The sequence below is a fragment of the Sphingomonas sp. ASY06-1R genome, assembly GCF_052180265.1.
Classification (GTDB): Bacteria; Pseudomonadota; Alphaproteobacteria; order Sphingomonadales; family Sphingomonadaceae; genus Sphingomonas_I.
Window position 1 is genome coordinate 1,641,721 of sequence record NZ_CP197464.1, and the last position, 26,321, is coordinate 1,668,041.

26 protein-coding genes are annotated in these 26,321 nt (G+C 63.8%); 16 read left to right on the forward strand and 10 right to left on the reverse strand.

Features of this window, described 5'->3' with window-relative positions; translation table 11 throughout:
- The first annotated feature begins 13 nt into the window (after window positions 1-13).
- Together ACSBM8_RS08000 and ACSBM8_RS08005 are read left to right on the forward strand one after the other, a co-directional pair.
- The gene (locus ACSBM8_RS08000) at window positions 14-478 is read left to right on the forward strand and encodes a TspO/MBR family protein (RefSeq protein WP_442681102.1); all 465 of its coding nucleotides are present in this window, start codon (window positions 14-16) and stop codon (window positions 476-478) included.
- Window positions 479-483: 5 nt separating this feature from the next.
- A complete protein-coding gene (locus ACSBM8_RS08005) occupies window positions 484-741 on the forward strand; it encodes a hypothetical protein (RefSeq protein WP_442681103.1) in 258 nt (85 codons plus the stop codon).
- A 16-nt stretch (window positions 742-757) separates the two neighbouring features.
- Here the strand turns inward: ACSBM8_RS08005 and ACSBM8_RS08010 are convergent, their stop codons facing one another.
- Window positions 758-1,294 carry a c-type cytochrome gene (locus ACSBM8_RS08010; RefSeq protein WP_442681104.1) on the reverse strand — a complete coding sequence of 179 codons (537 nt, stop codon included), beginning with the start codon at window positions 1,292-1,294 and terminating at the stop codon, window positions 758-760.
- 287 nt (window positions 1,295-1,581) lie between these two features.
- Between ACSBM8_RS08010 and ACSBM8_RS08015 the strand changes: the two genes are divergently transcribed.
- From ACSBM8_RS08015 to ACSBM8_RS08055, 9 genes are all read left to right on the forward strand, one after another.
- Window positions 1,582-2,547, forward strand: a complete 966-nt coding sequence (locus ACSBM8_RS08015; RefSeq protein ID WP_442681105.1) for a DUF4424 family protein — start codon at window positions 1,582-1,584, stop codon at window positions 2,545-2,547.
- Window positions 2,548-2,716: 169 nt separating this feature from the next.
- Window positions 2,717-3,649, forward strand: a complete 933-nt coding sequence (locus tag ACSBM8_RS08020; protein WP_442681106.1) for an STM4015 family protein — start codon at window positions 2,717-2,719, stop codon at window positions 3,647-3,649.
- Entirely contained in the window at window positions 3,633-4,820 is a 1,188-nt protein-coding gene (locus ACSBM8_RS08025; RefSeq protein ID WP_442681107.1) for an STM4014 family protein, read from the forward strand. The genes ACSBM8_RS08020 and ACSBM8_RS08025 overlap by 17 nt, the downstream gene beginning before the upstream one ends.
- Window positions 4,817-5,650 (forward strand): STM4013/SEN3800 family hydrolase, encoded by an 834-nt coding sequence (locus ACSBM8_RS08030; protein WP_442681108.1) that lies wholly within the window; start codon window positions 4,817-4,819, stop codon window positions 5,648-5,650. Before ACSBM8_RS08025 ends, ACSBM8_RS08030 begins: the two co-directional genes overlap by 4 nt.
- Entirely contained in the window at window positions 5,647-6,984 is a 1,338-nt protein-coding gene (locus ACSBM8_RS08035; protein WP_442681109.1) for an STM4012 family radical SAM protein, read from the forward strand. The genes ACSBM8_RS08030 and ACSBM8_RS08035 overlap by 4 nt, the downstream gene beginning before the upstream one ends.
- On the forward strand, window positions 6,981-7,901 hold the full coding sequence (locus tag ACSBM8_RS08040) for an STM4011 family radical SAM protein (protein ID WP_442681110.1): 921 nt from the start codon (window positions 6,981-6,983) through the stop codon (window positions 7,899-7,901). The genes ACSBM8_RS08035 and ACSBM8_RS08040 overlap by 4 nt, the downstream gene beginning before the upstream one ends.
- A 178-nt stretch (window positions 7,902-8,079) precedes the next feature.
- Window positions 8,080-10,212, forward strand: a complete 2,133-nt coding sequence (locus ACSBM8_RS08045) for a right-handed parallel beta-helix repeat-containing protein (RefSeq protein WP_442681111.1) — start codon at window positions 8,080-8,082, stop codon at window positions 10,210-10,212.
- Window positions 10,213-10,391: 179 nt separating this feature from the next.
- Entirely contained in the window at window positions 10,392-11,675 is a 1,284-nt protein-coding gene (locus tag ACSBM8_RS08050; protein WP_442681112.1) for an MFS transporter, read from the forward strand.
- Window positions 11,672-13,291, forward strand: a complete 1,620-nt coding sequence (locus tag ACSBM8_RS08055; protein ID WP_442681113.1) for a glycoside hydrolase family 43 protein — start codon at window positions 11,672-11,674, stop codon at window positions 13,289-13,291. Before ACSBM8_RS08050 ends, ACSBM8_RS08055 begins: the two co-directional genes overlap by 4 nt.
- 45 nt (window positions 13,292-13,336) lie before the next feature.
- Here the strand turns inward: ACSBM8_RS08055 and ACSBM8_RS08060 are convergent, their stop codons facing one another.
- Window positions 13,337-13,891: a TetR/AcrR family transcriptional regulator gene (locus tag ACSBM8_RS08060; RefSeq protein ID WP_442681114.1), complete on the reverse strand. Its 555-nt coding sequence runs from the start codon at window positions 13,889-13,891 to the stop codon at window positions 13,337-13,339.
- An 80-nt stretch (window positions 13,892-13,971) separates the two neighbouring features.
- Between ACSBM8_RS08060 and ACSBM8_RS08065 the strand changes: the two genes are divergently transcribed.
- The 3 genes from ACSBM8_RS08065 to ACSBM8_RS08075 are packed head-to-tail and all read left to right on the forward strand — an operon-like array spanning window position 13,972 to window position 16,342.
- Entirely contained in the window at window positions 13,972-14,670 is a 699-nt protein-coding gene (locus ACSBM8_RS08065; protein ID WP_442681115.1) for a DUF1349 domain-containing protein, read from the forward strand.
- A complete protein-coding gene (locus ACSBM8_RS08070; protein WP_442681528.1) occupies window positions 14,667-15,224 on the forward strand; it encodes a sugar O-acetyltransferase in 558 nt (185 codons plus the stop codon). Before ACSBM8_RS08065 ends, ACSBM8_RS08070 begins: the two co-directional genes overlap by 4 nt.
- Entirely contained in the window at window positions 15,221-16,342 is a 1,122-nt protein-coding gene (locus ACSBM8_RS08075) for an acyltransferase family protein (RefSeq protein WP_442681116.1), read from the forward strand. Before ACSBM8_RS08070 ends, ACSBM8_RS08075 begins: the two co-directional genes overlap by 4 nt.
- Here ACSBM8_RS08075 and ACSBM8_RS08080 read toward each other — a convergent pair whose 3' ends face one another.
- Both ACSBM8_RS08080 and ACSBM8_RS08085 read right to left on the reverse strand, forming a co-directional pair.
- Window positions 16,343-17,140, reverse strand: coding sequence for a class I SAM-dependent methyltransferase (locus ACSBM8_RS08080; protein WP_442681117.1), 798 nt, complete (start codon window positions 17,138-17,140; stop codon window positions 16,343-16,345).
- Between the two features lie 311 nt (window positions 17,141-17,451).
- Entirely contained in the window at window positions 17,452-17,742 is a 291-nt protein-coding gene (locus tag ACSBM8_RS08085; protein WP_442681118.1) for a GNAT family N-acetyltransferase, read from the reverse strand.
- A gap of 146 nt (window positions 17,743-17,888) precedes the next feature.
- Between ACSBM8_RS08085 and ACSBM8_RS08090 the strand changes: the two genes are divergently transcribed.
- Window positions 17,889-18,056 (forward strand): hypothetical protein, encoded by a 168-nt coding sequence (locus ACSBM8_RS08090; protein ID WP_442681119.1) that lies wholly within the window; start codon window positions 17,889-17,891, stop codon window positions 18,054-18,056.
- On the opposite strand, the gene mdoH is transcribed toward ACSBM8_RS08090, so the two are convergent.
- The 4 genes from mdoH to ACSBM8_RS08110 form a co-directional block, all read right to left on the reverse strand.
- Window positions 18,053-19,858, reverse strand: a complete 1,806-nt coding sequence (gene mdoH, locus ACSBM8_RS08095) for a glucans biosynthesis glucosyltransferase MdoH (protein ID WP_442681120.1) — start codon at window positions 19,856-19,858, stop codon at window positions 18,053-18,055. The two genes, ACSBM8_RS08090 and mdoH, sit on opposite strands and share 4 nt — an antisense overlap.
- A 126-nt stretch (window positions 19,859-19,984) precedes the next feature.
- Window positions 19,985-21,502 carry a glucan biosynthesis protein gene (locus tag ACSBM8_RS08100; RefSeq protein ID WP_442681121.1) on the reverse strand — a complete coding sequence of 506 codons (1,518 nt, stop codon included), beginning with the start codon at window positions 21,500-21,502 and terminating at the stop codon, window positions 19,985-19,987.
- Window positions 21,503-21,560: 58 nt separating this feature from the next.
- Entirely contained in the window at window positions 21,561-22,736 is a 1,176-nt protein-coding gene (locus ACSBM8_RS08105) for an acetyl-CoA C-acetyltransferase (RefSeq protein WP_442681122.1), read from the reverse strand.
- 31 nt (window positions 22,737-22,767) lie between these two features.
- Complete coding sequence (locus ACSBM8_RS08110; protein ID WP_442681123.1) at window positions 22,768-23,763, reverse strand: alpha/beta hydrolase; 996 nt, start codon at window positions 23,761-23,763, stop codon at window positions 22,768-22,770.
- A 91-nt stretch (window positions 23,764-23,854) separates the two neighbouring features.
- Here ACSBM8_RS08110 and phaR point away from each other — a divergent pair, with 91 nt between their 5' ends.
- On the forward strand, window positions 23,855-24,412 hold the full coding sequence (gene phaR / locus ACSBM8_RS08115; RefSeq protein ID WP_442681124.1) for a polyhydroxyalkanoate synthesis repressor PhaR: 558 nt from the start codon (window positions 23,855-23,857) through the stop codon (window positions 24,410-24,412).
- Window positions 24,413-24,461: 49 nt separating this feature from the next.
- Here the strand turns inward: phaR and ACSBM8_RS08120 are convergent, their stop codons facing one another.
- Both ACSBM8_RS08120 and atpD read right to left on the reverse strand, forming a co-directional pair.
- On the reverse strand, window positions 24,462-24,725 hold the full coding sequence (locus ACSBM8_RS08120; protein ID WP_442681125.1) for an ATP synthase F1 subunit epsilon: 264 nt from the start codon (window positions 24,723-24,725) through the stop codon (window positions 24,462-24,464).
- Between the two features lie 119 nt (window positions 24,726-24,844).
- On the reverse strand, window positions 24,845-26,308 hold the full coding sequence (atpD, locus tag ACSBM8_RS08125; RefSeq protein WP_442681126.1) for a F0F1 ATP synthase subunit beta: 1,464 nt from the start codon (window positions 26,306-26,308) through the stop codon (window positions 24,845-24,847).
- Between the last annotated feature and the right edge of the window lie 13 nt (window positions 26,309-26,321).

Here is a 26,321-nt window from a genome sequence, read left to right on the forward strand (position 1 = left end):
CCGAGCCTGGTTGATGCCGGTCGTAATCGCCGGATTGATCGCGCTGGTGGTGGCGATGCTGGGCATGACGATTACCGAGATCGGTCCATGGTATCATAGCTTGGTCCAGCCGCGCTGGGCGCCGGCCGACGCCGTCTATGGCGTGGCGTGGACCGCGATCTACGCCCTCACCGCGATAGCCGGGGTCACCGGCTGGCTCGCCATGCCGACTTGGCGCGAGCGCGAATGGTTGCTCGGTCTGTTCGCGCTCAACGGTTTCCTGAACATCCTGTGGAGCCTGTTATTCTTCCGCCTGCACCGCCCCGATTGGGCTGTGGTCGAAGTGCTCGCGCTGTGGGTGTCGGTTGCGGCGCTCATCATCGTCATCTGGCGGCGCTCGATGCCTGGCGCGATGCTGTTGCTGCCCTATCTGGCCTGGGTCACCTTTGCCGGCTATCTCAATATGATCATCGTGCGCTTGAACGGGCCATTTTATTGACGGCCATGGCAGGAATGTTCGCCAGCGGACATGCGGCGGATTTCGTGCTTGGCGTGATGGTGGTCGAATTCGTCTGGCTGACGACAAGACGCGGTTGGCGGGTCAGGGATGCGCTGCTGCGACTTGGCCCCGGCGCGCTTATGATGCTCGCATTACGCTGCGCGCTCACCCAGCTGGACTGGCGCTGGATCGCGCTCCTGCTGCTCCTGTCTTTTCCGATACATCTCGCCGACCTAGCCCGGCGACCGCGGCCCCCGGGCTAGGTCGGTATCCTCGAGATCAGGAGTTGGTCTTCAGATAGGCGATGACGTCGGCACGCTTCTGCGGATCGGAGAAGCCGGCGAAGGTCATCTTGGTGCCGGGCACGACATGCTGCGGATCTTCAAGATATTGGAACAGCTTTTCGGGGGTCCAGGTGATGCCGCTCGACTTGTTCGCGGCCGAATAACTGTAGCCGGCAATCGAACCCGCCTTGCGTCCCACGACGCCATGGAGCGACGGGCCGATCTTGTTCACCCCGGCGTCGATCGAATGGCAGGTCTGGCAGGTGACGAACACGCCTTTGCCCTTGTCCGCGTCACCGGTGTAGCTGGCATATTTGACGCCGCTTTCGGTGTCCGTGTTGTCCGCGGCTGGTGCCGCCGCCGGGGCGGCCGCTGCCGGTGCGGCCGGCGCGCTCGTGCTAGCGGTTTCGGTGGGCGGGGTGGTGGCGGCCGTGTCCGGGGCCTTCTTCGAACAAGCGGACAGCGCCAGCACGGAAGCGGCGACGCAAAGCGCCATCTTGCCAATACGGGGCGTCGATTCTGAATGCGTCATTCGTCGTCTCTCCGTTACAGACTTATGTGGCACGCGGTCCTTCTGTCAGCGCAACTGTCCAATAAACTTTACGTTCCTAATCATCCAGCAAAATGTTCACTTCGCCCTGCCCTGATAGCGGCTGAGCAGTCGGGGTTTCAGCTTGCGCGAAGCGTCGTCATCGTGTGCGCGCGTTCGCTGTGGCGCCGATGTATGCCTTGCGGCCCGCTGAGACGTCATCCGCTGCCACCCCGGCCTCTGTTCTGCTTCTTCCTGGCTGTCGGCAATTGGCTGTGCGATCAGCCGGCATGAACAAGCTTATGTCGCTCGCGCTAGGCGCGCTTCTCGTCTTGCCCGCATTGGCCAATGACAGCACTGCGGAGATGGGTGCGGGCGGACTTGTCCTGCGCAAAACCGATGCGATCGATATGGTTGCGGAGGATCTGTATGTGTCTCCGAACAAGGTTCGGGTCAGCTACGTCTTTCACAATCGCACCGACAAGGATGTTCACACCGTCGTGGGTTTCCCCATGCCCGACGAGGACCTTGCCAACCGGGATTATGGGGACGTCGCCTATCCGCACGACTTCGTGACTCGCGTCGCGGGCAAGCCCGTCACGATGGCGCTTGAGGTGAGAGCCGTGCTGAACGGCAAGGACCATACCGCGATGCTCGCGCCGCTGAAGGTGCCGCTGGAAGATCCTGACACGCGCCTCAATCAGCTGGCCAGGGCCGATCAGGACCGGTTGCTGGCGCTTGGACTGGCGACGCAGGATGGCGGAGACCGGGCCGACGCCCGGCGCCATCTTGTGGCGGCCTGGACCGTCCGCCGCACCTATCACTGGACGCAGCTATTTCCCGCCGGGCGTGAGTTGGCCGTCGAGCATATTTACGTGCCCGGCACGGGAGGGAGTATCGGCACTGCGCTCACCATGCGCGGTTTCCGCAGCGGTGCGGAGGGCAAAGCGTATATCGCCCGTTACTGCACCGATGCGGCATTCCTGGCCGGTGTCGACAAATTCGCGCGCGCCGCCGGGGCCGAGTATGCGGCACTTCCGGAAGTTCGCGTTCAATATATCCTGACAACAGGCGCCAACTGGCGGGCGCCGATCGGAAATTTCAGTCTGGTTGTCGACAAGGGGGCGCCAGAGAATCTGATCAGCTTCTGCGCGGATGGTGTCCGCAAGATTTCACCCACGCGGTTCGAGGTGCGGCACAGCAACTGGCGGCCGAACCGCGATCTGGACATTCTGATCATCAAGCCGCGGCACTAAAGTCGGCCGAATATCTCTGTTTTTGACAATGAAGGGGCGCATGCAGGCAGGCCGTGCGTCCCCCGATTTTCGCGGGTCACGGTATCCTGACCTCCTGTCATCGCCCTGTCGTTGACTTGCGCCGCAGCCTTCGCCGAAGTTCCTGCGAGATCACGGGAGAAGAAGCACAATGACCGTTAGCGGCAATCTGGAAGTTTTTGCGGGCAAGCCGGTAGTCGACTTCAAAACGGCCGGGGACATTGGCGATTTCAGCCGCGTCGCGCCGCGGCTGCGCTGTGAATATGATAGCGACGATTCGTTGCAGGATCTGCTCGCGACGATGCTGAAGGCGGATGGCGTAGCGGCGACCAGTGCACTGGTATTCGGGCTCTGGTCCGAGAGCGGCGAGACCTACGAGGTGCGGCCAACAACCGCGGTCGAATTGCTGATCGCGGAAAAGGACAAGCTGCCGGCAATCGACGCGCTGTTCTTCGGCGATATCATATCCGAAGAGAATGAGATTAGCTGGATCGAGCAGACCGACTATGGGGCGATGTGGGGCGCATTTCCCCGGCTTTCACAATTCTGGGTGCGCGGCGGCAACGGGCTGCGGCTGGGCCGGATCGATCATGAGCATCTGGACACTTTGGTCATTCAGACAGGCGGCATGTCGCGGGCGCTGTTGCATGAAGCGCTGGCCGTAAACGCCCCGATCCGCCATCTGGAGCTGTGGCTGGGGGCCGAGGATTATGGTGCGGACAGCTCGGTCGAGGATTTCAGCGATCTTTTCGGGGATAAGCTTTTCCCGAAGCTGGAGACGCTGGGACTCCGCAACAGCGAATATAGCGATGCGATCGCTCAGGCGCTGGTCGCCGCACCGCTGCTCGACCGGATCAAGACGCTTGACCTGTCGATGGGGACACTGACCGATGCGGGCGCGAAAGCGCTGGCTGAATCGGGGCGGCTGGGCAAGCTCGAGAAGCTCGATATCTCGCATCATTATGTGAGCCCGGAAGGTGTCGCTCTGTTGCGTCGCGCAACTCCAAACCTGGTCGCCGACGACGCAGAGGAAGTGGATGAGTGGGACGGCGAGAAGCATTATTACGTTGCGGTTGGAGAATAATCGCGCGGCTGGCGACGTGACCTTTCCCCACAGGCATCTGGTCGTGCTCGGGCCGGTATCGGGCCCGCGGCACGACGCCTTTGCACAGGCCTGCATCGATCGGTTTGGCTGGGTGCCGGCCGTTCTGAGCTGGGACAAGTTCCTGGCTGCACCGGAGCGATTGCAGCGGATGCTATCGCCGGGCGGCTATCTTCGGATCGATACGCCCGATCAGGATGTGCGCGCGATCGCGGCCGTGCTTGCGGCCGGCGCCGACGAGGCTGCTGCGACCGGGATCGAGACGGTGCCGGTGGGGATTGAGACGATGCTGGCACAGGGCGATGTCGGATCGCCGGCCCAATTCGCATTCGGGCTGGTGGCGGGAATCACCCTGGCCGAGCGGATCGCCCAAGAAGCGGGTGCGGACATCTCGATAAAGGCGGTGGATGTCGCCTGTGCGTTCGACAAGACGCGCACGGCCGCACGATTCAACAAGGCGGGGCTGGCGACGCCGCGGGGGCTTCCCGCGATCCATGGGTTTGAAGCACTCGCCGATGCAATGCGCGCCGCGGCATGCTCGCGCGTCTTCGTCAAACTGCGCCACGGATCGGCAGCTGCGGCGATGGTTGCCCTGGCCAGGCACGGTACGCAATGGCGGGCGCTGACCACCGCTATGTTGGTGGACGGCCGGGTCCGGGCAACGCGCGCCGTACGTCGGCTCTCCGATTGCGGCGATATTGCCCGACTTATCGATCGGCTCGGGCCGTTAGGGCTGCATGTCGAGGCGTGGGTGCCGAAAATCTCGATCGATGGACACGTAGCCGACGTGCGGATCGTCTGCGTCGATGGTGCCGAAGCGTTTCCAGTGCTGCGGACGAGCCGGCATCCCATGACGAACCTGCATCTGGGTGGCGCACGATATCCGATCGCGCGCCTGATCGCGCGGATCGGTGCGGCGGCGTGGGCGGAAGTCGAGACGTCGGCCTGGCGGGCAGCCGCGTTATTCCCGGCGAGCGACGCGATCGGCATCGATATTGCGGTGCTGAATGACGGCCGACGATCCCGACTGCTTGAGGCGAACATATTCGGTGATTTCGTGAAGGACCTGATCGTGGGCGGCCAGACCCCTTACAGCGCACAACTGAACCGGATTGCGCAGCGCTATGCAGCCGGCGCACGGACCGCCGCATGAGCTGGATCGATGCCACCACCTGCCTGGGCTCGCACGATGTGTTGTTCGTGACCTTGGATACGTTGCGCTACGATGTTGCGGCCGAAGCGGCGGCGCGAGGAGAAACGCCCAATCTCGCCCGGCTTCTGCCGAATGGAGCGTGGGAATTGCGGCATTCGCCGGCCAGCTTCACCTTTGCGGCGCATCAGGCGTTTTTCGCGGGCTTTCTGCCGACACCGGCGGAGCCACGCGACGTCGCACAAGATCGGCACGACCGGCTGTTTGCGGCACGCTTCCCGGGCAGCGAAACGACCGGCACGGGCACATTGGTGTTCGATACGCCCGACATCGTGTCGGGCTTTGCCGCGCAGGGCTATCACACGATCTGCATCGGCGGGACGGGCTTCTTCAACAAGCGATCGCCTCTGGGATCCGTACTGCCAGCCCTGTTCGACGAGAGCTGGTGGGATGAATCGCTGGGCGTCGCCTGCCGCGATTCGGCGGCCAACCAGGTGGCCCGTGCGGTCGAGCGCGTCGCAGCGCAACCGGCGGACAAGCGTCTGTTCGTGTTCGTCAACATCGCCGCCTGTCATCCGCCCCATCATTTTTATGCGGGGGAAGAGTGCGACAGCGCCGCCAGCCAGCGTGCCGCGCTGGCCGAGGTCGATCGGCACGTGCCGGCGCTGCTCGCGGCGCTGCAGGCGCGCGCGCCGGTGCTGGCAATCCTGTGCTCGGACCACGGCACGGCGTTCGGCGAGGACGGCTATCATGGCCACCGCATCGGCCATCCCAGCGTGTGGGACGTGCCCTATGCCCAGATGATCCTGCCCTATCGTGAGACGGCGGCATGAGCCTCGCGCCGTCGATCCTACGCGCGGATCCGGCCGATCTGGGGCCGCTCTATCAGGATTATGCCTACGGCTATCCGCACAAGAATGCCTATCGCGCGTTCGCATCGCCGCTGCCCCTGCGCGATCTATGGGCCGGGGAGCGATTGGACCGGCTCTTCCTGTATCTGCACATCCCGTTTTGCGAGATGCGGTGCGGCTTCTGCAATCTATTCACCACCGCCAACCCCGATGACGACCGGGTGGCGGGCTATCTCGCGGCGCTGACCCGCCAGATCGATGCCGTTCGCGATGAGCTTGGCTCGGTGCATCCGGTGCAACTCGCCATCGGCGGCGGAACCCCGACATTGCTCGGTCCGGCCCTGCTCGAAGCGTTGTTCGAGACGATTGCGTCACGGCTGAATGCCGATCCGCGGCGGCTGCCCTCCGGCATCGAGACGTCGCCCAAGACCGCCACGAGCGAGACAATCGCCCTGCTCGCACAATGGGGGTTCGAGCGGATCAGCATCGGCGTTCAATCCTTCGTCGAGGCGGAAACGCGCGCGATGGGCCGGCCGCAGGATCCGGCGACGCTTGCCGCCGCACTCGACACCATCCGCGCGTACCGCTTTGGACGGCTCAACATCGATCTGATCTATGGCGCCGAAAATCAGGATCCGGCGAGCTGGCGCCATTCGCTGCGGCGCGCGCTCGAATGGCAGCCGGAGGAGATATTCCTGTACCCGCTTTATGTGCGGCCGCGCACCGGGCTCGACCGGCGCAGTCAGGTTGAGGACGAGCATCGGCGCGCGCTGTATCGGATCGGGCGCGATCTGCTGTGCGAGCAGGGTTATGAACAGGTTTCGATGCGGGCTTTCCATCGCGCGTCCCGCGACAGCGCGAACAGCAACGAATTTAGCTGTCAGGAAGATGGCGTGCTGGGGCTCGGTACGGGTGCCCGGTCTTATACCGGCCGCGCCCATTATTCGACGCGCTATGCGGTAACGCGTCGCGGCGTGCTCAACATTTTGGACGATTTTGCGGCGATCGAGACCGACGCCTTCCGTTTTGCGCATCACGGGATCATCGTGAACGCAGATGAGGCGATGCGACGTTACGTGCTCAAGTCGATCCTCCGCCGCGACGGGCTGGATGCGGCACGGTTCGAAGCGCGGTTCGGCGTGGCGCCACAGGCCGCGCTGCCCCAGCTCGATCGTCTCGGCGACATGGGACTTATCGTGGCCGAAGGGCCTTGGCTTCGCCCCACGGCGGCGGGGCTCGAACATTCGGACTCGATCCCGCCGCTTTTCTATTCGGATGCGGTGCGTGCGCGGATGCGGGCGACCAGCGTCGCATGAGCGTGCCGCCGACGCTCTCGATCCTGTGGCGCGGGCCGCTTTCCGGTTGCAATTATGCGTGCGGCTATTGCCCCTTCGCCAAGCGCAGGGACAGCCGCGCTACGCTCGCCGCCGATCGTGCCGCCCTGGAAAGGTTCGAGCAGTGGGTTGCCGGGCGTAAGCGGCAGGTGGCGATCCTGTTCACGCCTTGGGGCGAAGCGCTGATCCGGCGCTATTATCGTGAGACCATAACGCGGCTGTCGCACTGGCCACAGGTGGAAACGGTGGCGATCCAGACCAACTTGTCGGGTGCGATCGACTGGCTGGCGAGGTGCAATAACGAGCGCGTGGCGCTGTGGACGACCTTTCATCCCGGGGAGACCGATCAAGCCCGATATGTCGCCAAGATCCACGAACTGGCGGCGATGGGCATCAGGCACAGCGTCGGTGTGGTCGCGTTGCGCAATCATTTCGACGCGATCGAACGATTGCGGGCGGAATTGCCGTCCGAGACCTATCTTTGGATCAACGCGGAGGAAGGCCTGCAGGGTTGCTATTCGGACGCGGAGATCGAGCGCCTGGCCGCCGTCGATCCCCTGTTCGAACTTAACAACCGCGCCTACGCGACTGCCGGACGGGCCTGTGCGGCAGGCGATACAGCGATATCCGTACGCGGCGATGGAGAGGCGCGGCGGTGCCACTTCATCGATATACCGATCGGCAATATCTATGATGCCGATTTCGAGGCGAAGCTTCGCGCCACGCCGTGCAGCCGGCCCACGTGCGACTGCCATATCGGCTATCGCCATCTCGATGATCTGAAGATGGCAGGCCTGTTCGGGGACGGACTGACGGAGCGGCGGGCCACCGCGCCGCACCGCCGAGACGCGCTGGCGCGGATCGCGGACTTCGAACGAGGTCTGGCCGGAAGCCTGTAACCGGTCGATCTGCCTCCGCCGTTCCGCATCGTACGATGGGGGCGTGCCCAATTTCTCCACGAACGGCATGGTGGCACGCCGTCCTGCCAGCCGTTTCTTAAAGGGCGCGGTTGAGCCGCTCCGCCGTGTCGTGCATGGGAGCCGTAAAGACAAAGTAAACATAATGAAGGAGTGGGCGGTGTCGAAAGACTGCGAAGAACAGCCAGGGTGCCCGACGCTTTCGTCCGCGATCAGCCGAGGCATGGACCGCCGCCTGTTCTTGCAGAAGGCGGCCGCAACCGGCGCGCTGGTCGGCCTGAGCGGATGGGATTCGGCCGCTGCCGCGCGAGCACGGCAAGGCGACGCGGCGTCCGGGGATGCCCTGATGCCTGACGGTTCTCTGTTCGCGCGGTGGGAACAGCCGTTGGTGTTCTCGCGGACATATCATGTCGATGCCAACGCGCCCGATGCGGACGATGCCGGTCCAGGCAGCGAGGCGCGGCCCTTCCGCACGATCGGCAAAGCGGCCGAGCTGCTGCAGCCTGGCGAGCGGGTTGTCATTGCCAGCGGCACCTATCGCGAATGTATCCGCCCGACGCGCGGCGGAACGGGGCCGGGGAAGATGATCAGTTACGAGGCCGCTCCGGGCGCAAAGGTGGTGGTCACCGGATCGGAAGTGCTGAAGGATGGCTGGGAGCAACAAGCGATCTCGTCCAGCTTTCCCGGTCCGGGCCGCGTAGCCACGCCGGACGTCACCGTCTGGCGCCACGATCTTGCCGGCGCTTTATTCCCGGATGCCTATAATCCGTTCGCACTGCCCAGCATCATGGGATCGTGGGGTTGGCTGGACGGGGCGACGGTGGATCTGGGGCCCTATCTGCGCCGACGTGGCTTGATATTTGTCGACGGCAAGCCGCTTGAGCCGATGGAGCAGCTGCGCGAACTTGCGGTGGCCGATCTGCCGCCGGTGCCCGATTATACGCGCCCGGCTGTGCCCCAGAATGGCTTGCCGCCGCGGCGCCGGGGCGGCCCGCTGATGCAGGAGATCGGCGGATCGCCCAATGCGCGCTTCTGGGCCGATCATTCGGGGACGGCGGTCTATGTCCGGCTGGCGTCGGGAACGCCGGCGGATCATCTGATCGAGGTCACGACCCGGCAGCATGCGCTTCTCCCGGCGCATAGCGGGATCGGCTTCATCCGGGTGAAGGGGATCACCTTCCAGCATGTCGGCAATGCCTATCCTTTCCCGCAATATGGGATGATCTCGCTGGCTGGCGGCGATCATTGGATCCTGGAGGATAATCGCCTGGAATGGGCCAACGGCATGGCGCTCGCGATCGGCCGGGATGGCAGTAGCGCCGATGCGCCCCGGCCGGGCGCCTCGATCATCGTCCGCCGAAACACCATCCGGTATTGCGGCGTCGAGGGGCTTGGTGGGATGGGGACCACGGATGCGCTGATCGAGGACAATCTGTTCGAATATTGTGGCTGGGCCGATGCGGAACGCGGCTGGGAAGCATCCGCGGTCAAGTTCCATTTCGCCAAGAACATGCTGTTCCGGCGCAACGTCATCCGACACATCCGGCATGGCAATGCGGCGTGGTGGGACGTCGACAATGCCAATTGCCGGGTGACGCAGAACGTCTTCGCCGATGTCACGACGGTCTCCGCTGCGGTGCATTTTGAAATGACGCCCGCGCAGAACATGATCGACAATAATGTCATTTGGGACGTGCGCAATGCGGAGCCGGGTACACCAGGCCAGCGCGGCTGTGCGGGATCCGGCATCTTCGACAATGCGAGCAGCAACCTCATCATCGCCCACAATCTGATCGGCCGTTGCGACAATGCCGCGATATTCACGATCGTCCGTGCCGACCGCGGGCGCCCGGTCGCCGATGGCAATATCGTCGCGAACAATATCATCGCGAATTGCAAAGTCGGGATCGTCTTCCTCAACCGGAACAACAAGGCGGACGGCAATGCGTATGTCGCCATGCCCAGGGATTTCCAAGGCTTCCTGGCGCCAGAGGCGGCTAAGGAGGCCGGAGCGACTGCGTGGCGCAGCATCGCGTATAGCGATCTGTCGCAATGGCAGGCCACCTATGGCTGGGATATGCAATCGGTGAGCGCGCAGATGAAGATCGACTTCAATCCGGACACGCTGAAGCTGACGGTCGACGCCACGCGTCCGCTACCTGCCGTCCGCAGCGTCGACCGGGTTGGAATGGATTTCTTTGGAAGGCCAGCTGGCAAGGCCCGCATCGCAGGCCCGCTGTCCAGCCTCCGGGGAACCGGATCGCTCGTGTTGGATCCGCGCAGGTCGGCATGATGGGCGAGGCTCCCGACAAGGAATGCACTTAGGCCTTCGGCTCGAATGCACGAGGCGACGGACGGGCCTTGCTTTGGACACGACCGTGACGGGGCGATCGGGCTGGCCAGAGGTGTGGCGCTGGGGCATGGCTGTTCGCCGGTTTATCCGAACACGACAATGACAGCAGTGGGGGCGGAGTGGCTATCTTTGGCGGTAATGTGACACAGAATGGCGGCGGGCGTTCCGGCTTTCCCTATGTGCGCTGGACCATCATCGGGCTGTTCGTCGGCGCGATGATCCTCAACTATCTGTCCCGATCGGTGCTCGGGGTCGCCGCGCCGGTGATCCTGGCGGAACAATCGATCTCCAGCGAGCAATATTCCTGGATTACCAGTGCTTTCCAGGTCGGCGTTATGTTCCAGCCGCTGATCGGCTTCCTGCTCGACAGCGCCGGGCTGCGGCTGGGCTTCACTATCTGCGCCGCCTTGTGGTCGTTGATCACGATGGCACATATTTTCGCGCAAGGATGGTTTTCGTTCGCGGGTCTCCGCTTCGGGCTGGGATTGGCCGAAGGCTCGGCACAGCCGGCGGGACAGAAGCTGATTTCCGTATGGTTTCCTGCGCGTGAGCGCGGCATCGCCGGCGGCATCTACAATATCGGCGCCTCCTTCGGCGCGGTGTTCGCGCCTCCTCTCGTAGCCTGGGCGGTGTTGACGCAAAGCTGGCGGCTCGCCTTCGTCGTCGCCGGAGCACTCGGGTTGGTCTGGTGCGTCGCCTGGCTGCTTTGGTATCAGATTCCCAGCCGTCATCGCCGGCTCAGCCCGGAGGAACGGACCTATATCGAGGCAGGGCAGGAGGCTCGCCTTGCGATCGGTACAAAGCGGACGCCGCTCCTCAAGCTCGTTCAGCGACGGGAGCTGTGGGGTATCGCCTTGCCACGGCTGCTCGCCGATCCGGTGTGGGGGATGCTCTCGTTCTGGATGCCGCTCTATCTGGCACGCGTGCGCCACTTCGATCTCAGTCAGATCGCGATTTTCGCCTGGCTGCCCTTTCTCGCCGCCGATCTGGGCTGCCTGTTCGGCCCTGGCGTCGTGGCCTTCCTGCAGCGCAAGGGCGTCGACCTGATCGATGCACGGCGCTGGGCCTTCACGCTCGGTGCGGTGATGATGACCGCGATGACGATGGTCGGTCTCGCCACCAACCCCTATGTGGCGATCGCGCTGTTGTGCATCGGCGGGTTTGCGCATCAGACGCTGTCGGTCACGGTCATTACCATGGCGTCGGATCTGTTCCGGCGGGACGAGGTCGCGACGGTTGCCGGCTTTGCGGGACTTGCCGGCAATCTTGGCATTCTCATCTTCACGCTGACCTTGGGACGGCTGGTCGATACGGTCGGCTATGGCCCGTTCTTCGTGGTACTCGGGCTGCTCGATCTGGTCGGCGCCGTCATTCTCTGGACCATGGTGCGCAAACCGGCATGACCCATTTCCGAAACCCCATTCTGCGTGGCTTCAATCCCGATCCGTCGATCCTGCGCGTCGACGAGGATATCTACCTCGCGACATCGACCTTCGAATGGTTTCCGGGCGTGCAGATCCACCACAGCCGGGATCTGGTGAACTGGCGTCTTGCCGCGCGGCCGCTGACGCGCGCGTCGCAACTGGATATGCGCGGCGACCCGGATTCCTGCGGTGTATGGGCGCCCGACCTCAGCTACGCGGATGGCCGCTTCTGGCTGGTCTACACGGACGTCAAGCGCTTCGGCCAATCGACGCTGGACGGCTCGACCGGCGTAACACTGCGCGATTTTCACAATTATCTGGTCAGCGCCGATCGGATCGACGGCGCATGGTCGGATCCGGTCTATCTTAACAGCAGCGGATTCGATCCGGCCCTGTTCCATGACGACGATGGGCGCAGCTGGTTGCTCAACATGCTGTGGGATCATCGTCCGAACAAACCCCGCTTTGCCGGCATCGTCGCGCAGGAATTCGATCGGGCTCAGGGCGCGCTCGTCGGCGAGCGGCATCCGATCTTCACGGGCACCGACCGTGGCTTCACCGAGGGCCCGCACGTCTACAAGCGTGACGGCTGGTATCATCTGCTGGTGGCGGAGGGTGGGACCAGTTGGGGCCATGCGGTCGTGATGGCCCGCTCCCGCAACCTGCTCGGGCCTTATGAGGTCCATCCGGACGGGGCGGTGCTGACCTCGCACGGCCGCCGCGATGGGCCGCTTGCGCGGGCAGGGCATGGCGATCTGGTGGAACTGGCCGATGGCACGCCCTGGCTGGTATATCTGTGCGGGCGGCCGCTGCCCGATCTGGAGCGCTGCCCGCTGGGGCGGGAGACGGCGTTACAGCCGATGCGCTGGGGGGAAGATGGCTGGCTGCGGACGATGGCCGGCGACGCCGAACCGGATCTTTCGCCACCGCGCCCTGACCTTCCCGCCGCGCCATGGAACGAGCCCGTCTGGAATGGCGATTTCACCCCGGGCGAGTTGCCCCAGGATTTGCAGTGGTTGCGCTCACCCGAGCCGGAAAAATTGTTCAGCCTGTCCGCCCGGCCGGGCTTCCTGCGGCTCTATGGGCGGGAAACCGTCGGCAGCCTGTTCAGCCAGGCGCTGGTCGCGCGGCGCCAGCAGCATTTCCGCTATACGGCAACGACCCGACTGGAGTTCGATCCGATCGACTATCAGCAGGCGGCGGGGCTGATCTGCTATTATAACAGCACCAAATTCCATTATCTGCATATCAGCCGCGACGAGGGCAGGCGCGTGCTGCAGCTGATGTCTGCCTGGCCAGATGACCGTCGTTTTCGGATGTCGATCGTGGCGACCGATCTGCCGGACGGTCCGATCGAGCTGAAGGCCGAGCTTATCATGGCGGAGCTGCGCTTCCACTGGCGTGCCGCAGGCGACGATGCCTGGCAGGATGGCTCTGACATATTGGATGCCAGCATCCTTTCGGATGAGGCCTCGCTGCCGGGCCTTCCCAACTTTACCGGCGCGTTCGTCGGTGTCGCCTGTCAGGATGTAGCGGGGCTCGGCACCCCGGCGGACTTCGCCTTCTTCCGATACGAGGGGCTCGATCCGGACTAAGCAGGAGCCTGGCGGTCCGTAAACGGAAGCGCATCGCGGCGGCGCTCAGCGGCTATCGGTGATGCGTTCGACGATCGTGCGGATCGCGTCGGGTCCCAGCGGTCGATCGTCGATCGAGTTGTGAATGCCGATGCCTTCGACCAGCGCGTCCAGCGCCCGTGATGTCAGCGGATCGAAATAGCGTTCCAACGCGGCCCGGCTGTTCGCCATCCACCCCCGCATCACGGCCGCAACCGAGGGATGGCGCGCGGCGAACGCATATAGCTCATAGCTCAGCAGCAGCGTTCGCGGCGTGGCCCAGACCGAGCCTGCGATGATGTCGATGATCGCGTCCTTGGCAGTGTCGCGGTCCGTGGCCTTTGCCATTCGCGCGGCAAAATCATGCGAGGACTGCTCGGCAAGTTGCATGAAGGCGGTGGTGATTAGCGCGTCGAGCGTCGCGAAATAATAGGTCACCGAACCCAGAGGAACCGTTGCAATCGCGGCGATGCGCCGGTGCGTGGTGCCGGTCACACCATATTGCGCGATCGCCTCCAGCGTCGCGTCGACAATGCGTTGGCGCCGCGCGGGATCGTTTCGCTTCACCACATCGTCAGCCATGCCAGGTGGCATTGCATTTATGTGTACATTTGTACACATAGGGGCGGCAGGACGTCGGCATCGGCCGCGCGTAGCGCACAATGAGGGCATCGGTCATGCAGGAAGCGGAAGTCTCACGGCGTACTGTCATCGCGGGCGCGATCGCGCTTGGCCTGCCGGCCGGGGCTGCAGGACAAACGGCAGCGGGACAGCGCCTGCTCGGCCGCCAGGGTGGCCGCTGGCTCAATCCGCCCAAGACATGGAGCAGCGACCCTGCCGGCGCCCTGACGATCGTCACCGATCGCGCGACCGACTTCTGGCGTGAAACCCATTATGGCTTCACGCGCGATTCCGGGCACTTTCTCGGCTTCGCAACGCCGGAGGCCTTCACGGCGCAGTTGCGTATCCGCGGCGACTATAAGGAGCTGTACGACCAGGCCGGCATCATGGTCCGGCTCGACGAACGGCGCTGGGTAAAAGCCGGGATCGAATTGTCGGATGGCCGCGCCATGCTCAGCAGCGTCCTGACCGATGGCCGCTCCGACTGGGCGACCGGGCCTTATGCCGCCGACCCGCGTGACTTCTGGATGCGCGCGACGGTGGCGAACGGCGTGTTGCGGCTACAAGTATCGGCGGATGGAAAGGTCTGGCCACTCGTGCGGCTGGCGCCATTTCCGGTGGCAGCGTCGTATCAGGTGGGGCCAATGGCGTGCACGCCTGAGCGTCAGGGCTTGCGCGTCCGCTTTTCCGATCTGCGGATCACCGCGCCGCTCGGCAAAGATTTGCACGACTTGAGCTGACGACGATGAGCGAGAAGGCGAAGATGCTCGCCGGCGCCCTTTATACGGCGGACGATCCCGAGCTTGCGGCCGACAGCGCCCGCGCGGCGGCGTGGATGGCCCGCTATAACGCGCCGGAAGAAATTACCGCCGGCGCGCGGGAGGCGTTGCTAAAGGAAGCGCTCGGCAGCGTTGGGCAAGGCGCAACGGTCCGGGCGCCGTTTCATTACGACTATGGCTATAACATCCATCTCGGCGCGCGCGTTTTCCTGAATTTCGGTTGTATCGTGCTGGACGTCGCGCGGGTTGATATCGGTGCCGGCACGCAGATCGGCCCGGGCGTTCAGATACTGACTGCCGATCATCCACGCGATCCCGCTCTGCGCGCACAAATGCTGGAGTTTGGCCGGCCCATCCGCATCGGCAACAATGTGTGGATCGGGGGCGGCGCGCTGATCCTGCCGGGCGTTACGATCGGCGACGATGCCATCATAGGCGCCGGTAGCGTCGTCACGCGCGACGTGCCGGCCGGCAGCACGGCCATGGGTAATCCAGCCCGACCACGTCCTTCATGAGCGCCCCTGACACCGCGCAGGCACCGGATCGTACAGCAGGCGGCAAAGCGCATTTCGAGATACTGGACGGTTTGCGCGGCACTGCGGCGCTGCTGGTGGTCGCCTTCCACATTCAGGGCATCACAGTCTTGTTCGACGCGTCGCGCTTGCTGCTGCCACACGCCTATCTGGCAGTGGATTTCTTCTTCGCGCTCTCAGGATTTGTCGTCGGCTATGCCTATGACGATCGCTGGGGGACGATGACGACGCGCCAGTTCCTGGTCCGGCGACTGATCCGTTTGCACCCGCTGGTTGTGCTGGGGGCGATCCTGGGGCTGATCAGCTATCTGGGCGATCCGTTCGCGGGGGACCGGCAGCCGGCCTCGGTGATACTCGTCGCCTTCGCTTTCATCATGGCGCTGCTCGCTTTGCCGTCCGCGCCGCTCGCCAATCGTTTGGGCGACAGCCATCCGCTCAATGCACCGGCCTGGACGCTGCTGCAGGAATATATCGGTAATCTCGCTTATGCCCTCGTTTTGCGACGGCTGGGCACGCGGGCTCTCGCTGGCGCCGCGATCGTCGCGGCCGTCATCTCGGCCATTACCGCGCTCTCGCTCGGATCCTATGATACCGGCTGGGGCCTGTCGAACTTCTGGGGGGCACCGGTTCGCCTGGCCTATCCCTTCCTTATCGGCCTGCTGATCTTTCGTCTGCATCACCGATTGCCCCACTTTCGGATCGGTTTCATTCCGCTCAGCATCGTACTGGCGCTGGTGTTTATCGTACCCGTTTTGCCGTCATCCGGCACGGTGAAGTGGAACGGCGTCTATCAGGCCACGTGCGTGCTGCTCCTGTTCCCGGCTATCATCATTGCCGGGCGCCATTCCGCCGGCGGCCCGCTGACGCGGCGGCTGTGTCAGGCGGCTGGGCGGATATCCTACCCGCTCTACATCACGCATTACCCGTTCGTGTATCTTTACATGAACTGGGTGGCGGGCCGTGGTGAGACGACGGCTATCACCGTCGTAATCGCATGCTCGCTCTACTTCTTTACGATCCTGTTTGCGGTTGCCGCCTATCGCTGGTGGGACATTCCGCTGCGATCGGCCTTGCAGCGGATGGCGAGGGGGCGGTTTTGATCAAGCGTCCGTGGCGGGCCGAAGCCCCGTCGCCAAGGTTACCATCGTCTTCATGACAAGGCGGCCTGCCGTCGCCCGTCGATCAACCGCGTCAAGAATGGCGCGGTCTACGCTTTGCTTCTGTTCGGGATCGAGCGCGGCATAAGGGCCCATATAGGAATGTAGTTCTGCCATCTCGGCAAGATAATCGGGTCCGGCGGGACCTTCCCACATCGCCTCGATCTCTTGCGCCTGGACGTCGATCAGACCCGCATCGGTCAAGGCGGCAGTCATCCCATCGGGCGCAGCCAATGTGATGAACCCTTCGGGTCCTGCCGGAGCCGGGCGATCCGGGAAGGTCGCACGAAGGGCTTCCGCCATGATGACGAAGGGGCCGCCGCCGGGTGGCGTGCGCCACGTTGCCACGACGATCTGGCCGCCCACCCGGACGACGCGGGTCAGTTCGGCCAGACCCCGGCGCCAGTCGCTGAATAGGCTGACGCCGAAGACGGACAAAGCCGCATCAAAACTGCCATCTGGGAAGCTAAGCGCCTCGCCGTTCATCGCAACGGCCTGTGCCGCCGGGAAAGGCGACAGCCGCTCGGTCAGCAATTCCACCATACCGGGGGCAATATCGATCGCGGTCACCGCCGCGCCGGCATGTGCGGCGGGCACGCTCAACGCGCCGGTCCCGGCAGCGACATCCAGAATGCGCGTGCCATGGCCCAAGGCTGCAACCTGCCGGAGTGCCGCGAAGGAGACAGGCCCGGTAATGCGCGTCGCGGTCTGTTCGTAGGCGCGCGCAAATGCCAGCGTCATGTGCGGATTCTCCGCGCGCGACGGTGCCGATGGCAGCCAACGCGCTGCAACTGTCTCCCCAGCTTGACTGGTCAACATCTGTCTCCCCTGGCCGCGTTGAACCTGGACTGTCCGCAACCGAGCGCGCGTTTAGGCGGGAAAGTGGCAGGTTCCGACAAGGGATGTCACCATCCTGGTGCATCCGTTCCACCATGGCATCGATCTGCGACGCCAGTCGCAAACCATTGGCGACCCTGATTTATCGACGACCTATGGCGAACTGAACAGCCGACGATCGATCTTAACGGAGCGATGGGACGTATCGGGAGTCGTCAGGGTGAGGGTGACGCGGCGACCAGATCCTGCACCTCCGGATGACGTTCGACATACGACACCACGAACGAGCATTTGGGCAGTATCTTCAAGCCCTGCCGGCGCACATCCGCCAGCGCCCCTTCGATCAGCTTCCCGGCCAATCCCTTGCCGCGCAGACGTTCCGGCACCACCGTGTGCGTGAAGGCAACAATATCGCCATGCCGCTCATAGGCTGCGAAAGCGACCCCGCCCTCCACATGTAATTCGTAGCGGCTGTGGGCTTCATCGTTCGTGACCTGGTCGGCCATACGCGCATCCTTTCGTCGTCAGCGACGCCGTCTTGTAGCGGCACTATGCCGAGATCGTAATGGGGGCGCGATCGCCCGGCCTGTCGCCGATGCGGCCAAGCGCCCCTTTGCGCGTTGATCGCATCACAACAGAAAGGATGAACATCATGGCAAAGCCGCCTGAATCGCCACCCCATTCCGATATCGACGGCGTCAATCGCGATGCGCGCACCGGTACGCCGTCAAAGTCGCCCCACCCCGATCCAGGCAAAGCGCTCGACGATGCCGATACGCAGTCGAAGGGGCGTCCCGACGAAACGCCACCCCAGCGTTAGACGAGCGCGGTCGTGGCTGGGCGCGGTTGTTCCGCGCCGGCCAATGGGGTCGAGCGCTGCTCCCCCGGATCGCCGGAAAATAGCTTGAACCGCGCAGCACGCGCGCCCCAGTCCGCACGCGATGTCGCCGCAACCAGCAGGGGCGCGCCCAGCAATCCTAGCGCGACCGGCAGATTCCAGAGGCCGGTTGCCGATGGATCCATCGTGACGAGCAGGAAGGGCAGACCCAGCAGCACGTGCCAACGATAATGATCGAAGGCATCGATGATCGAGACGTTGTTGGCTTCCCGCCGCTGCGCCGCCCAGCCGCTCGGGCGGCCGGTCATGATCTCCAGGATGGCCAGGCATTGCGATGCCATGATGATCGGCGCGGCCAGCACGGAAAGCGGGATATCGACCAACAGGCCGGTGAAGATTGCCCGCCATCCGCCAAGCATGACGACCAGCTTGCGATCGAAGGCGGCCCAGACCAACGCGAGCATCTTGTTGCCGAACAACAGCAGCAGCGTCCCGACCAGCAGCCAGGTCGGCGTACCATGATCCAGGACCGGCGCACCGACGCGGATCGACTGCAGCAAGGCCACCGTAAGCAGGAACAGCCACAAGGGCGAGGTCAGATAGGCTGAAGCCCCCATCAGCAATTGCAGGCGGCTCACCCAGTGCAAACCCGCGGCGTCGAGCAGACGCAGATGCTGCAAATTGCCCTGGCACCAGCGTCGATCACGGATGCCATGATCGATCATCGTCGGCGGGCATTCTTCGTAGCTGCCTTCGGACAACAGCATCATGCGGGCGCGCCAGCCACGGCGACGCAGCAGCGCCGCTTCCACCATGTCATGGCTCATGATGACGCCGCCAAGCGGTTCGCGACCGGGCAAGGCGGGCAGGCCGCAACTTTGCGCAAAGGCGCTGACCCGCAATATGGCGTTATGCCCCCAGAACGTCGCTTCGTCGCCCGACCACCACTTCAATCCCGCGCTTGAGATCGGTCCATACAGTGCGGCTGCAAATTGCTGCCAGCGGGCGAACAGTGTTTCTCCGGCGGTCAATTGCGGGTTCGTCTGGATCAGGCCCAGTTTCGGATCGGCTTCCATCTCGCTGGCCAGCCGCAGCATCACATCGCCGCTCATCCGGCTATCCGCATCCAGCACGATCATCGATTCATAGGCGGCGCCGAAACGCTTCACCCACTCCGCGATATTGCCGGGTTTGCGCCCGTGATTGATCATGCGCCGACGATAGAAGATCGGACAACCATTGCGCTTCCGCAGCAGCCGGCAGGCCGCCCGCTCGGCGGCTTCCGCACCCGCCTGCGAATCGCTCAAAATGAAAAAATGGAAGAGGGCAGCGGCGCCGCTCTGGCGAAGCTCTTCCGCCATACGGGCTATTCGGGCGCTGACGGCCGAAATATCCTCATTGTAGACCGGGATCAGCACAGCAAGGAGCTTGGATGGGAAGGGCGTCGGGTCCTTTTGCCGGTGCCGCCGGCCGATCGACACGATCAGCCCGACGATCGCATTCAGGAAACCGAAGCCGATCCATGCGAAGAGCGAGAGGCTGAGGATCGCCAACACCTGATCGACCGCATCATAACCGTCTCCGGCAAGTCCATCGGCAATGCCGATGCTGGCCATGAAACCGATGATGCCACTGCCGACGATCAGAAAGCCGCGGCGCCATAGTCCCGCCGAGGGGACGAACGCCGGCGCCGGCCGCGGCGTGCGATAAAAGTCCTGTACCGGCATTGCCAGCGGGGCTTCCATCGGGAGGTCGGCTGCAGCGTCGCTGCGCTCTCTGGCCAAACGTATATCCTGATCCATCTCTGTTGCGCCTTATGGACGCCGATCAAACGCTACCCTCCGATGCTCTCTGCGGAGCTCGGGTTGCAATCGCTCATCCGGACGGCAAGTTCCGTGTCGGAGCCGAAATTAAACCAACTGATACAATAGCGTCTCAGTCAGCGCGCCACCTTTCAGGCGCAAATAGCCCCGAAGATCGCGCGTCTCACCGCTCTTATACGGGATATCGACGATCATCCGCCACCGATCGGATGCGCCTACGACCGGATAGGCGGCGACGCTGATCGGTGCACCGTATGACAATGTGACGACGGGTTCTACGCCACTGTTGCGATCGAGGCCATGGAGCGCCGAGCCGGCAAAATCGACCACCAGGCGTGTTGCATTCGGGATCGGATCATGGCCGGGGCGACCGGCCACGCCGCGCCACGTATCCACGATCCTCGCGATCGCCCCGGTCGCGCCCGATCCGGCTGCCCACCGCAAACGATAATTCAGGGCGTAGCGGGCGCCGCGTCGGGCAGGCGCGCTCGGCATCCAGAAAGCGACGATATTGTCGGCCGTTTCGCCATTCGTCGGAATTTCGAACAGGCCAACCGATCCGGCGCCCCAGGCGCCCTTGGGCTCGACCCAGAGGTCCGGTCGCTTCTCGTAAAAGACGCCATCGTCCTGATAATGATCGAAGTTGCGATCCCGCTGCAGCAATCCGAACGCTTTCGGATCGCGGTCGGAAAAACTGTTGAGGATGGCGCGGGACGGATTGTTGAGCGGTCGCCAGATCTGCTCGCCCCGGCCCGTCGTCATCGCCAGGCCATCGCTGTCATGGATTTCGGGACGCCAGTCGATCGCCTTGTCCCGCTGACCCTCGCCATACCAGAACATGCTGGTCAACGGCGCAAGCCCCAGGCGCGTGACATCGTTACGAAGCTGCAACGACATGCTGACATCCTGGACAATACCCGCTGGCGTGCGTCGGTTGACAAAGCGCCATGCGCCGGCCGCGCTGGGGCTGTCGAGCAAGGCGTACACCGTGATCGCGTCGCCTGGCCCCTGTTCCAACCAGAATTTGGTAAAGCGGGGAAACTCCTCCGCCTTGCTGAGGCCGGTGTCGATCGCAAGGCCGCGGGCGGACAGGCCATATTGATCGAGCGGGCCGGCAGTGCGGAAATAGGATGCACCCTGAAAGGCCAGCCAATCGCCCTGGCCGCCGGGATTCATCACGCGGAAGCCGGAAAAGCCGGCAGCTCCGGCGGGCAGGCGCTCCGCACCGTCGAACATGTCGCGGCTGAAGGCTAACGGCCGTGCGCGTCCGTTCTCGACCAGGGCGATCGACACCGGATGCGGCGACATGGCACTCAGCGGGAATAGCCGGATCCCGCCCGCTTGCGGCCAGATCGTCGCCGACGGCCGGTAGCTGATATGGTTCAGTGCATCATACGTCACGGCGGACAGTGCGGCCGATGCCTCCGCCGGCGCCACATAGGGGCGCTTGGCGAGATCGGCCGCGAACGATTGCAGCCATGTCCATGAAAAGGCGTCGTCCGCGGCGGCCTGCGCTGGAAAGGCCAGGCCGGCGGCCAGGGACAGACCGCCGGCAATCGCTTGCCGGCGGCTAGGGGTGGGAAGAGGGGGGATCGTGATCGTCATAGACAGGCCGAAATGATGCGGAACCGAAACTGGTTCCGCAATTCGGTCCTTTCCGCGATCAATCGCGCTCGACGCAAACCGCGATGCCCATACCGCCACCGATACACAAGGTGGCCAGACCCTTCTTCGCGTCGCGCGCCTCCATGGCGTAGAGCAGGGTTGTCAGGATACGGGCGCCCGATGCGCCGATCGGATGGCCGATCGCGATCGCGCCGCCATTGACGTTGACCTTCGAGGCATCCCAGCCAAGCTCCTGCCCAACCGCGAGCGCCTGCGCGGCAAAGGCCTCGTTCGCCTCGACCAGATCCAGCTCGTTGAATGTCCAGCCTGCTTTCTCCAGCGCCTTCTTGCTCGCGGAAACGGGGCCGATGCCCATGATCGCGGGATCGACGCCGGTCGAGGCCCAGCTTTTGATCCGTGCGAGCACGGGCGATCCGCGCTTCTCCGCTTCTTCGCCCGACATGATCACGAGCGCCGCCGCACCATCGTTCAGCCCGGAGCTGTTCGCCGCCGTGACGGTGCCCTCTTTCTTGAACGCCGGGCGCAGGCCGGCAAGGCTGGCAACGACGACGCCCTCACGAATGAATTCGTCCTTGTCGATAATCGTATCGCCCTTGCGCCCCTTGACGGTGACGGGCGCAATCTCCGCATCGAAGCGTCCGTCGCGGCGGGCTGCTTCCGCCTTGTTCTGGCTCGCACAGGCAAATTCATCCTGGGCTTCGCGCGTAATCTGATATTGCTCGGCCAGGTTCTCGGCCGTGATGCCCATATGATAGCCGTTGAAGACGTCGGTCAGACCGTCCTTGATCATCGTATCGACCAGTTCGAGATTGCCCATCTTCGTGCCGGCGCGCAGCGCCTGGGCGTGCGGGCTCATCGACATATTTTCCTGCCCGCCGGCCACGATGATGGTTGCATCGCCCGATCGGATCGATTGCGCAGCGACCGCAACCGAGCGCAGGCCCGATCCGCACACCTGCTGCACGCTCCAGGCAGGCACCTCTTTGGGAACGCCCGCGGCCATGGACGCCTGGCGCGCCGGATTCTGCCCCTGGCCAGCGGTCAACACCTGGCCGAGGATGACTTCATCGACATCGGCCGGATCGACGCCGGCCTGTTCAAGCGCGGCGACAATAGCGGTGCGGCCAAGCTCATGGGCAGGCGTTGCGGCGAAATGGCCAAGGAAGCTGCCCACCGGGGTACGCTTGGCGGCGGTGATGACGACGTCGGTCATGAATGCTCCTGCTTGCGATGTGCCGCCGCGCCTAGCGTGGCCGCGTTGCTTGCGAAAGCCACCCGGCAAGCGGCTCCCACAAGGATGACTTGGCGCGCCCGCCGACGATCATCCCGACATGTCCGAGCGAAAGATCGAGCCGCTCGCCGATACCGGGCGTGGTGGATGCCGGCACGATATGGTCGGTGGTGGATGCGATCTCAAGCACCGGCATGGTCAATGCGGTGGGGTCGATCGTTTGGCCGGCGACCTGCCACATGCCCTGGCCGGGCCGATCGTCGGTAAACATGTCGATGAACAATTCACGCGCCGCCCCGCGCGTGAGCGGTGGGCCGTCGTTCGCCCAATCCTCCAGCCGCACGAATGTCTGCGACGCCGGCTCTTCCGGCGCGCGCCGGCCATGCGCTTCATATTTGGCGATGGTGCGTTTGGGATCGAGCCGCCAGAACGCCGCCTGCAGCACCTCCATCGGCAGCAGGCCAAGCGCGTCCGTCGCCGGCTGCCCGGCTTTCCAAAGTTCGTCCAGCGCGGCGCGGGTCTTGCGCGGATAGGCGGCGAAGCGCCACGGCGACGCGATCAGCGCCAGCGCCGTAACCGGCCGTAATGCCGCGGCGGCCAGCGCCATGGTACCGCCGAGGCAATAGCCAGCCAGTGCAACCGGTTCGCCAATCGCCTCAATCAACGGCAGCAGCATGGTTTCGACATGACCGGCGACGGTAAGGTCATGCTCCTCGTCGGTCGGGGCATCCCAGTCCACGAGCAGGGGGTGCAGGCCTTGCGTCGCCAGCCAGCGCAACAGCGATCGATCCGCATCCAGATCCAGCACGTCCGGCGGATTGATCAGCGATGGAACGAACAGGATGCGCGGGCCTTGCCCGCCATAATCCCGGACGGATGCGCGACCGACGCGGGCAAGGATAGGGGCGGGGGCGGGGCCGGAATTCCGGTCGGCCTGCTGATAATGGCGCAATCCCGTCAGGGCTGCTGCGGTGCGGTCCGGCTCTCCATTGGTTTCGCTGCGCAACATACTCAAGAAAAGGGGCAGCGGCCTTGGCCTGTGTTGCGCTGCATCATGAAACGATGCTACGCTATCGCAACTAAAGGGAGGCTGTACAGGCATGGCGAAATCGTCCGAAAACTCGGGAACGGTGATAATCAAGAAATACGCCAACCGCCGGCTCTATAATACCGAATCGTCGAGTTACATCACGCTGGAGCACCTGGCGCAGATGACGCGCGATGGGCGGGACTTCAAGGTGATCGACGCCAAGAGCGAAGATGACATCACGCATAACATCCTCACCCAGATCATCATGGAAGAGGAAACGCGCGGGCAGACGATGCTGCCGGTCAGTTTCCTGCGCCAGCTGATTTCGCTTTACGGTGATTCGATGCAGTCGATGGTGCCGCAATATCTGGAAGCGTCGATGGAGGCATTTCGTCGCAACCAGAGCCAGTTCCGTCAGGCGATCGAGGGAACGTTCGCCAGTGGCCCGTTCGCGGAAATCGCCAAGCGGAACATGGAGATATTCGAAGCGGCCGCGAAAGCGTTCAAGGTTCCGGGCGATGCCACCCAGGCCGAAGCCGCACCGCAGCCGGCCAAGGGCGACGATCTGTCGGCATTGAAGGATCAATTGGCGGCCCTTCAGGCGAAGCTCGACAAGATCGCCAAGTAAGAGAGGGCGCCGCACGGGCTATCGAACCGCCCCCACGGGGGCGGTTTTTTTATGCGACTTCGCTTGCGGCCTCGGCCAGCACGGTCAGCCCCTGCTCGTTCACCTCGGCAAATCCCCCTTCGACATGGATTCGCGCGGCAATGCTGTTCGGGCCGGAATAGATGGTGAGATCGCCCGGGCGGATCACGGACATGACCGGCGCATGGCCTTCCAGCACGCCGAACTCGCCCTCCGTGCCCGGAACGACCACCATATAGACATCCTCCGAGCGGAGGAGCTTCTCAGGCGTGACCAGTTCGAAATGCAGTGCCATTTATCTTCTCCCCCCTCCTGCATGCGGGAGGGGTTGGGGGAGGGGAATAATAGAGACGGACCAGCGTTCGGGCCAGCCCGTCCCTTGATCCCTCCCGCGTGCGGGAGGGAGACGAGTTCTTACGCGGCGTCAGCCATCTTCTTGGCCTTCTCGACGGCCTCTTCGATCCCGCCGACCATGTAGAAAGCGGATTCGGGCAGGTGATCATATTCACCGGCGACGACGGCCTTGAACGATTTGATCGTGTCTTCGATCTGCACGAACTTGCCGGGGATGCCGGTGAAGACTTCGGCGACGTGGAAGGGCTGGCTCAGGAAGCGCTGGATCTTGCGAGCGCGCTGCACGGTCAGCTTATCTTCTTCCGAAAGCTCGTCCATGCCGAGGATGGCGATGATGTCCTGCAATGACTTATAGCGCTGCAGCACTTCCTGCACGGCACGTGCCGTCTCGTAATGCTCCTGGCCAACGACGGCGGGCGCCAGCACGCGGCTGGTGGAGTCGAGCGGGTCGACCGCCGGATAAATGCCGAGCTCGGAGATGGCGCGGCTCAGCGTCGTCGTCGCGTCCAAGTGGGCGAAGGACGTTGCCGGCGCCGGATCGGTCAAATCGTCGGCGGGCACGTATATCGCCTGCACCGACGTGATCGAGCCCTTGTTGGTCGAAGTGATGCGCTCCTGCAGCGCACCCATGTCGGTCGACAGCGTGGGCTGATAGCCCACGGCCGAAGGAATACGGCCCAGCAAAGCCGACACTTCCGAACCGGCCTGCGTGAAGCGGAAAATGTTGTCGACGAAGAACAACACGTCCTGGCCCTCGACGTCACGGAAATATTCCGCGTTGGCGAGACCCGAGAGCGCGACGCGCGCACGCGCGCCCGGCGGCTCGTTCATCTGGCCGAACACGAGCGCAACCTTGGAGCCTTCCGGCGTCGGATTGCCGTCGGCATCCTTGGCGATAACGCCCGCGTCGAGGAACTCGTGGTAGAGGTCGTTGCCTTCGCGCGTGCGCTCGCCGACGCCGGCGAACACCGAAACGCCGCCATGGCCCTTGGCGATATTGTTGATCAGTTCCTGGATCAGCACGGTCTTGCCGACGCCGGCGCCGCCGAACAGGCCGATCTTACCGCCGCGCGCATAAGGTGCGAGCAGGTCGATCACCTTGATGCCGGTGACGAGAATGCTGCTTTCGGTCGACTGATCGACGAAGTCCGGCGCCTTGGCGTGGATCGGCGATTTGGTGTCAGAATTGATCGGGCCGCGCTCGTCGATCGGCTCGCCAATAACGTTGAGGATGCGGCCGAGCGTCATTGGGCCAACCGGCACGCTGATCTGCGCGCCGGTGTCGGTCACTTCCTGGCCACGGGTCAGACCCTCGGTCGAGTCCATCGCGATCGTGCGAACGGTGCTCTCGCCGAGGTGCTGGGCCACTTCGAGGACCAGACGGTTGCCCTGGTTGCGCGTTTCGAGCGCGGACAGGATCGCCGGCAGTTCGCCGTCGAAAGAAACGTCAACGACGGCGCCGATCACCTGAGTGATGCGGCCGACATTGTTCGTGCCGGCGGAGATTACGGGGGCGGTTGCCATTATCTTTCCTTGC